Origin of the sequence: Tepidimonas sp. (genome assembly GCF_036825565.1) — a bacterium.
Taxonomy (GTDB): domain Bacteria; phylum Pseudomonadota; class Gammaproteobacteria; order Burkholderiales; family Burkholderiaceae_C; genus Tepidimonas.
The window spans coordinates 1-6,726 of the sequence record NZ_DAISXZ010000097.1; the positions used below are offsets into that span (position 1 = coordinate 1).

Genomic DNA, 6,726 nt, shown 5'->3' on the forward strand with positions numbered 1-6,726 from the left:
GCGCGGGGGCGGCCGGGGTGGGCGACCCCACGGTTAGCTGCGCGGTCGGCGCATCAGCAGGGCTTCGCGGGTGACGGGTTCGGCCAGCCGCTGCAGCCACCACTGCAGCGCCGGGCCCACCGGGCGGCTGGCCCCCCGCCGGGTTGCTCCGGCCCGCCAGGCGTAGGCCGTGCGCGCGGTGCGCGGCGGCAGCGTGGTCTGGCGCAGGACCAGGTGGCCGGCATCCAGATACGGTTGCACCAGGGGCTGGGGCAGCCAGCCGCACCCCAGTGCGCGCAGTTGGGCGTCCAGCTTCATCTGCATGGTGGGCACGGTCAGCACGTCCTGGCCGGGCAGCAGCCCGAAGGTCAGCCCGCCGCGTGGGGCCGAGTCGGCCACCGCGACGATGCGGTGCTCCCGGATCAGGTGCGGCGTCAGCGGCTCGGGCGCGTCGGCGAGCGGATGGCACGGCGCCACCACGAACCAGAAGGCCACCTCGCCCAGCAGCTCCATCCGCACGTCGCCGCCCGGTGGCCGGTCCAGCGCCACCCCCAGCGCCAGGTCCGCCTGGCCCGTGAGTAACGCCTCCAGCGTGCCCGACAGCGTCTCGCTGCGTAGCCGCAAGCGGGTGGGCGCGCCCAGCGCAAAAAAGGCCTCGCACAGCTCCAGCAGGGTGCGCGGGTCGATGACGGCATCGGCGGCGATGGTCAGCTCCGATTCCCACCCCGTCGCGACGCGGCGCACGCGTTGTGCCACCGCGTCCCACTCCCGCAGCAGGTGTTCGCTGGCGCGCAACAGCTCTTCGCCGGCGGGGGTGGGCTGGGCGCGGCGCGCACGCCGGTCGAACAGCAGCACGTCCAGCGCGTCCTCGATCTGCCGCACGCGGTAGGTCAGCGCGCTGGGGACCAGGCCCAGTTCGCGGGCGGCCGCGGCAAAGCTGCCGCAGCGGGCAATGGTCGCCAGCAGGGCGAGCTGGTCCGGGCCGAGGGCGGCCCGCGCCGCGTGGCGGGCCGAGGCTGAGGGCCGGGTGCGCATCGGACGTTCAGTATTCAAACGATTTGAATGATGCCATCAAACCCCGTGCGCCGCAGGCCCATAGCTCGCGCCCTACAGTTCACCCATCGCCACCCCCATCGGGAGCATGCCATGATCGCCAAGCGCCGCAGTCAGGAGCGGGGCTACGCCGACCACGGTTGGTTGCAGACCCACCACTCGTTTTCGTTCGCCGGTTATTTCGATCCCCGCTACATGGGCTGGGGCAATCTGCGCGTGATCAACGAAGACGTCATTGCGCCGGGGGCGGGCTTCGGCATGCACGGGCACCGGGACATGGAGATCGTCACCTACGTGCTTGGGGGCGAGCTGGCGCACCGCGACAGCATGGGCCATGTCGAGACCATCCGCGCCGGCGAGGTGCAGCGCATGAGCGCCGGCCGCGGCGTGATGCACAGCGAATTCAACCACACCCACGACCCGACGCATCTGTTGCAGATTTGGATCGAGCCGAATGTGCGCGGCATCGACCCCGGCTACGAGCAGAAGGCCTTTTCCGCGCCCAGCAAGCGCGGGCGGCTGTGGCCCATCGCGGTGCCGGTCCAGCAGGCGGAGGCCCTGGCCAGCGGCGACGATCCGCCAGTGCGCATCCACGCGGATGCGGCGCTGTACGCCGGCCTGTTCGATGGGGCGGAGTCGGCCACGCATGCCCTGGCCCTCGGCCGGCTGGCCTATGTGCACGTGGTGCGCGGGCGCATCGCCATCAACGGCCAGCCATTTGGCCGCGGAGATGCGGCCATGGTGGCCGACGAAGCGGCCGTTACCCTCGCCGATGGCGAGGACGCCGAGGTGTTGCTGTTCGATCTGGCGCGCTGATCGCCGCGCGCCGGTGCCCGATTTTTCCGATCACCCCCGGGTGGTCGCCCACCGCCTCCCGCCGGGGGGCCGTTCATCGACCTGAAGGAGTTTTCTCATGCCCCACATCGTCGTCGTCTACCACTCCGGCTACGGCCACACCCAACGCATGGCGCAGGCCGTCGCCGAAGGCGCAGGCGCCCAACTGCTGGCCATCGATGCCGACGGCAACCTGCCCGAAGGTGGCTGGGAGCAGCTCGACGCGGCCGACGCCATCGTCATGGGCAGCCCGACCTATATGGGCAGCGTGAGCTGGCAGTTCAAGAAGTTTGCCGACGCCTCCAGCAAAGCCTGGTTCGTGCAGAAGTGGAAGGACAAGGTCTTTGCTGGCTTCACCAACAGCGCGACCATGAACGGCGACAAGCTCTCCACCCTGCACTACCTGTTCACGCTGGCCATGCAGCACGGCGGCATCTGGGTGGGCACCGGCCTGATGCCGTCGAACGCCAAGGTCGCGCAGCGCAACGATGTCAACTATGTCGGCTCGTCGGCCGGCGCCATGGCCACCACGCCGTCGGACGCCAGCGCGCAGGAGATGCTGCCGGGCGACCTAGAGACCGCCCGCCTGTTCGGCCAGCGCGTGGCCGAGGTGACGGCCCGCTTGCGGGGCTGAAGACCCGGGGGCGGGCGGCGGTCCGCTCCCTACAATCGGGCGCATGTTCGTCCACCTGCGCCTGCACACCGAGTTTTCCGTCGTCGATGGCACGACGCGCATCGACGACGCGATCGAGCGCGCCGCTGCGGATGGCCAGCCCGCGCTGGCCATCACCGACCTCAACAACCTGTTCGGGGGCATCAAGTTTTACAAGGCGGCGCGGGCGGCTGGCGTCAAGCCAGTGCTGGGGGTCGAGGTCAATCTGGAGGGGCTGGAGGGCGATACCCGCGTCCTTCCGCCAGCTGGCGGGCCCACACCCGCGCTGCAGCGCGTGGTGTTGCTGGTGCAAACCCACCAGGGTTATCTGAACCTGTGCGAACTGCTGGCTCGCGCCTGGACCCAGGGGGTGGTGCGCGACCAAGCCTACGTGCGCTGGTCGTGGCTGCAGTCGCTCTCGGAAGGGTTGATCCTGCTCTCCGGCGCCGCGGCCGGTCCAGTCGGGCATGCCCTGCTGGCCGGCGACGAGGCACGCGCCGCCGAATACGCCCTGCGCCTGGCGCAGGCGTTTCCGCATCGTTTTTATCTGGAGGTGCAGCGCGCCGGCCGAGCGGGCGACGAGCGCCATGTGCAGGCGGTGGTGCCGCTGGCCGCGCGGCTGGGCCTGCCGGTGGTGGCCACGCACCCCGTCCAGTTTCTGGCCCCGGAGGATTACGAGGCGCACGAGGCCCGCGTGTGCATCGCCGAAGGCGAAATCCTGGCCAACCCCAAGCGCGTGCGGCGCTTTACGCGCGAGCAGTACTTCAAGTCCGCGGCCGAGATGGCGGCGCTGTTTGCCGACCTGCCTTCGGCGCTGGCCAACACGGTGGAAATCGCCCGCCGCTGCAACCTGACGCTGACGCTGGGCAAGCCGCGCCTGCCGAACTTTCCCATCCCCCCCGTGGACGGCCGCCAGCTCGACACCGAGGCGTACTTTCGCCACGTCTCGCGCCGGGGGCTGGACGAGCGGCTGCTTCACCTCTACCCGGACGAGGCCGAGCGCGACCGCGAGCGCCCGCGCTACCTGCAGCGGCTGGACTTCGAGCTCGACACCATCGTCAAGATGGGCTTTCCGGGCTACTTCCTGATCGTGTCGGACTTCATTCAGTGGGCCAAGACGCACGGCTGTCCGGTCGGGCCGGGGCGCGGCTCCGGTGCGGGGTCGCTGGTGGCCTATGCGCTGAAGATCACCGACCTCGACCCGCTGCGCTACAACCTGCTGTTCGAGCGCTTCCTCAATCCCGAGCGGGTGTCGATGCCGGACTTCGACATCGATTTCTGCCAGACCAACCGCGACCGTGTCATCGACTACGTCAAGGACAAGTACGGCAAGGACGCGGTCAGCCAGATCGCCACCTTTGGCACCATGGCCGCGCGCGCCGCAATCCGTGACGTCGGCCGGGTGCTGGACTTCGCCTATGGTTTTTGCGATGGCATCTCCAAGCTCGTGCCCAACAAGCCGGGCATGAGCGTCACACTGCAGTACCCGCCCAACCCCAAAAAAGAGGGTGACAAAAACAACTACGCCATCGAGATGGAGCCGCTGCTCGCGGAGCGCGTGCAGAAGGAGGAGGAGGTGCGCCAGCTGATCGAGCTGGCGCAAAAGCTCGAGGGCTTGACGCGCAACGTCGGCATGCACGCCGGCGGTGTGCTGATCGCGCCCGGCAAGCTAACCGACTTCTGCCCGCTGTACCAACAGCCCGGCAGCACCTCTACCGTCAGTCAGTATGACAAGGACGACGTCGAGGCGGTGGGTCTGGTCAAGTTCGACTTTCTGGGCCTGGCGACGCTGACGATTCTGGAGCTGGCCAAGGATTTCATCGTCGCGCGCCACCCGGATCAGCGCGACTTCGCCTTCGAGCGCATTCCGCTCGACGACGCCGCCACGTACGAGCTGTTCCAGCAGGGCCGCACCGAGGCGGTGTTTCAGTTCGAATCGCGCGGCATGCAGGGCATGCTGCGCGATGCCAAGCCGACGCGGCTGGAGGACCTGATCGCCCTCAACGCCCTGTACCGCCCGGGCCCGATGGACCTGATCCCCAGCTTCGTCGCGCGCAAGCACGGCCGCGAGCCGGTGGAGTACCCGCATCCGCTGGTGGAGCCGGTGCTGGCCGAGACCTACGGCATCATGGTCTACCAGGAGCAGGTCATGCAGACCGCCCAGGTGCTGGGCGGCTATAGCCTGGGCGGCGCCGACCTGCTGCGTCGCGCCATGGGCAAGAAGAAGCCCGAAGAGATGGCCAAGCACCGCGAGATCTTTAGGGAGGGCGCGGCCAAAAACGGCATCGGCCAGGACAAGGCCGACGAGGTCTTCGACCTGATGGAGAAGTTTGCCGGCTACGGCTTCAACAAGTCGCACGCGGCGGCCTACTCGTTGCTGGCTTACCACACGGCGTGGTTGAAGGTCCACTACACGGCCGAGTTCTTCTGCGCCAACATGACCATCGAGCTCGACGACACCGACAAGCTCAAGGTGCTCGTCGAGGATGCGCAGAGCTTCGGCATCCGCTTCGAGGGGCCGGACATCAACCGCGGAACCTACCGGTTCGAGCCGGTCAGCGACCGCGAGGTCCGCTATGGCCTGGGTGCGGTCAAGGGCACCGGCCAGCAGGCCATCGACGCCATCGTGGCGGCGCGCGAGGGCCGTGGCGTGGGTCCCAGCGGGCACGTCACGGGGCCATTCAGCAGCCTGTTCGATTTTTGCTCGCGCGTGGACCGCTCCCGCGTCAATAAGCGCACGGTCGAGGCGCTGATCAAGGCCGGTGCCTTCGATCGCCTGCATCTCAACCGCGCCGCGCTGCTGGCCTCGCTGGACCGCGCCTTCGATTGGGCCGCCGCCCAGGAGGCCAACGCCCAGCAGGGCGGGCTGTTCGATGCGTTGGGAGACGGAGGGCACGGCTCCGCTGCCGAGGCGCCGCCGCTGGTCGACGCGCTGCCCTGGGGGGTCAAGGAACGCCTGGCGCACGAAAAGGCCGCGCTGGGGTTTTACTTCTCCGGCCACCTGTTCGACGAGGTGGAGGCGGAGGTGCGCTGCTTCGCCAAGGTGCGCCTGGCGGATATCGTGGATAGTCGGGAGCCGTTTCTGGTCGCGGGCATCGTGGGCGACCTGCGGGTCATCAACGGCCAGCGGGGCAAGGTGGCCATCTTCAAGCTGGACGACAAGAGCGGCGTGCTGGAGGCCACCGCCGACGAGGGGCTGATCCAGGCCCATCGCAACCTGCTCAAGGACGACGAACTGGTCATTGCGCAGGTGCTGGCACAGCCGGACCGCTTCTCAGGCGGATTGCGGCTGAAGGTGCAACAGTTGTGGGATCTGCCGACGGCCCGCTGCCGTTTCGGCAAATACCTGCGCGTGGCGGTCAATGACCGGGCGCCGGACATCGCCGCTGTGGTAAGGGACTTTCCGCCGCAGCGCGAAATGAACGAGCACGGCGAGCTGCTGCGCGCGCTGCCGGTGCGGCTGGCCGTCCGGCGCGAGACGGCGCGCTGCGAGCTGCAATTGGACGACCGCGCCAGCTTCTACCCGACCGATGCCGCCTTGGCGCGCTGGATGGCCCAGGCGCACGAGCAGCGGGCCGAAGTCGTGTACGACTGATCACTCGTTGGGCCGAAAACCCAGGATCAGCGTCGGGGGCACGCGACCATTTTCGTCACGCGGCAGGCGCGCGGTGCGCTCGATCGCGCGCAGCACGGCGTCGTCCCAGGCGCGGTGGCCGCTGGACTTGAGGAGCCGGCTGCTCAGAATCGTGCCGTCGGGCAGGGTGCGGACCTCCACCTCGGCGCGCGGATTGCCCGGCACGGTGTCGGCAAAAACGATGTTCGGGCGGATGTGCGCCACCAGCCGGCCGGCGTAGCTGGCCGAGGGGCCCGCGTCGCGCTCCGCCGTCCCCCGGGCCTGCGCCCCACCGGTGGCGTTGGCCTGGCCCAGCATGCGTTCCAGATTGCGCTGGCGCTCGGCCTCCAGTTGCGCCTGCTCTCGCTCGGCCTTCTTCCGAGCCGCCTTCTCCCGCTCGGCTTTCTCGCGTTCGGCTTTCTCCCGCCGGGCTTTTTCCAGGGCGGCTTTCTCCTGGGCCAGTCGCTCGGCTTTTTCCTGGGCGGCGCGTTGCTCGGCCAAGCGACGGGCTTCCTCGCGGCGTCGCTGCTCCTCGCGCTGGCGCTGCACGGCGATGTCGGCATCGCGGCGTGCGGGCTCCGCCGCAGGCGGGGGC

The 6,726-nt window shown here is 69.1% G+C and carries 5 protein-coding genes; 3 read left to right on the forward strand and 2 right to left on the reverse strand.

Features of this window, described 5'->3' with window-relative positions; all coding sequences use genetic code 11:
• Positions 1–33: 33 nt before the first annotated feature.
• Positions 34–1,014, reverse strand: a complete 981-nt coding sequence (locus tag V7026_RS10590; protein WP_334155353.1) for a LysR family transcriptional regulator — start codon at positions 1,012–1,014, stop codon at positions 34–36.
• 111 nt (positions 1,015–1,125) lie between these two features.
• On the opposite strand from V7026_RS10590, the gene V7026_RS10595 reads away from it, so the two are divergent.
• The 3 genes from V7026_RS10595 (at position 1,126) to dnaE (ending at position 6,113) form a co-directional block, all read left to right on the forward strand.
• Positions 1,126–1,848: a pirin family protein gene (locus V7026_RS10595; protein ID WP_334155354.1), complete on the forward strand. Its 723-nt coding sequence runs from the start codon at positions 1,126–1,128 to the stop codon at positions 1,846–1,848.
• A 97-nt stretch (positions 1,849–1,945) separates the two neighbouring features.
• The gene (locus V7026_RS10600; protein ID WP_334155355.1) at positions 1,946–2,500 is read left to right on the forward strand and encodes a flavodoxin family protein; all 555 of its coding nucleotides are present in this window, start codon (positions 1,946–1,948) and stop codon (positions 2,498–2,500) included.
• Positions 2,501–2,543: 43 nt separating this feature from the next.
• A complete protein-coding gene (gene dnaE, locus V7026_RS10605; RefSeq protein WP_334155356.1) occupies positions 2,544–6,113 on the forward strand; it encodes a DNA polymerase III subunit alpha in 3,570 nt (1,189 codons plus the stop codon).
• Here dnaE and tolA read toward each other — a convergent pair.
• Positions 6,114–6,726, reverse strand: a 613-nt coding sequence (gene tolA / locus V7026_RS10610; protein ID WP_334155357.1) for a cell envelope integrity protein TolA, incomplete at its 5' end; no start/stop codon positions are given.

Coding starts and splice junctions, on each gene's coding strand:
- V7026_RS10595 (WP_334155354.1), top strand. CDS start 1,126: ATGATCGCCAAGCGCCGCAGTCAGGAGCGGGGCTACGCCGACCACGGT.
- V7026_RS10600 (WP_334155355.1), top strand. CDS start 1,946: ATGCCCCACATCGTCGTCGTCTACCACTCCGGCTACGGCCACACCCAA.
- dnaE (WP_334155356.1), top strand. CDS start 2,544: ATGTTCGTCCACCTGCGCCTGCACACCGAGTTTTCCGTCGTCGATGGC.
- V7026_RS10590 (WP_334155353.1), bottom strand. CDS start 1,014: ATGCGCACCCGGCCCTCAGCCTCGGCCCGCCACGCGGCGCGGGCCGCC.